This is a genomic window from Nonomuraea sp. H19 (genome assembly GCF_052068215.1).
Lineage (GTDB): Bacteria > Actinomycetota > Actinomycetes > Streptosporangiales > Streptosporangiaceae > Nonomuraea.
Map to the genome: position 1 here is coordinate 1 of NZ_JBQHCV010000128.1, position 1056 is coordinate 1056.

Sequence of the window (1056 nt, forward strand, 5' to 3'; positions counted from 1 at the left end):
GATGCCTGGAGCGTTCAGCGTCCTCTGCGCATGTAGGCGCGGAGCGACAGCGGGACGAAGATCACCAGCAGCGCGGCCGACCAGAGCAGGACGGCGGTCACCGGATGCGCGATTGGCCAGGCGACGTTTCCGGACGGCGCGCCCGGGTTGCCGAACAGCTCCCGTGAGGCGGCGGTGAGCGCGCTCACCGGGTTCCAGTCGGCCAGGAAGCGTAGCCAGCCCGGCATGCCGTCGGTCGGGACGAACGCGTTCGACAGCATCGTGAACGGCAGGCCCAGCGGCACCATCGCGTCGGCGATCTGGTCGTTCTTCACCGCCAGGCCCACATAGACGCCCACCCAGCTCAGCGCGTACCGCAGCACGATCATCAGCAGGAACGCCTGGGCCGTGGGGATCAGGCCGCGGTGCGGCTGCCAGCCCACCAGCAGGCCCGCGCCCACCATGATGGCCAGCATCAGCAGGCCGGTCAGCAGGTCGGCGCCGGTTTGCCCGATGGGCACCGCCAAGCGCGCCATCGGCATGGAGCGGAACCGGTCCATCACGCCGCGGGAGGCGTCGGTGGCCATCCGCGTCATGACCCCCAACCACGCGGAGAAGGTCACCATCGCGAACAGGCCGGGCATGAGGTATTCGCGGTAGTCGCCGCCGTCGGGCACCTGGATGGCGCTGCCGAAGACGTACCCGAACAGCACCACCATGATGACCGGGAAGACCAGCGCGGCGACGATCTGTCCGGGTTCTTGCCGCAGCCGTGCCAGCTCGCGGCCGATCAGGGTCAGCCCGTCGAGGAGGGTCCAGCGCAGGCGGCCGAGTGGTGAGGTGAGGGCGGTCATCGGACGGACTCCTTGCGGTCGGTCAGGCGCAGGAACACCTCGTCGAGGGTGGGACGGCGCAGGCTCACGTCGGCGGCGGCGACTCCGGCGCGGTCGAGCTCGCGCACGATGTCGGCGAGCCGGAGACCGGTGGCGGGCAGGGCGAGACTGAGCCGGTCGGCGCCCGTCGTCGTGGGATCGGTGCCGGCGAGGGTGTTCAGGACGGTCATCGCCGCAGGCATGG

1 protein-coding gene and 1 pseudogene are annotated in these 1056 nt (G+C 70.6%); both read right to left on the minus strand.

Annotated features, from left to right (window positions below):
* Window positions 1-14 precede the first annotated feature (14 nt).
* The gene (locus tag ACTMTI_RS56880; protein ID WP_441129411.1) at window positions 15-833 is read right to left on the minus strand and encodes an ABC transporter permease; all 819 of its coding nucleotides are present in this window, start codon (window positions 831-833) and stop codon (window positions 15-17) included.
* A pseudogene (locus ACTMTI_RS56885) lies at window positions 830-1056 on the minus strand (daunorubicin/doxorubicin resistance ABC transporter ATP-binding protein DrrA); the annotation flags it as partial. The gene ACTMTI_RS56880 and the pseudogene ACTMTI_RS56885, both read right to left, overlap by 4 nt.

What these genes read in the sequence shown, in the direction of transcription:
- ACTMTI_RS56880 (WP_441129411.1), bottom strand. Translation starts at nt 833, where the DNA reads ATGACCGCCCTCACCTCACCACTCGGCCGCCTGCGCTGGACCCTCCTC.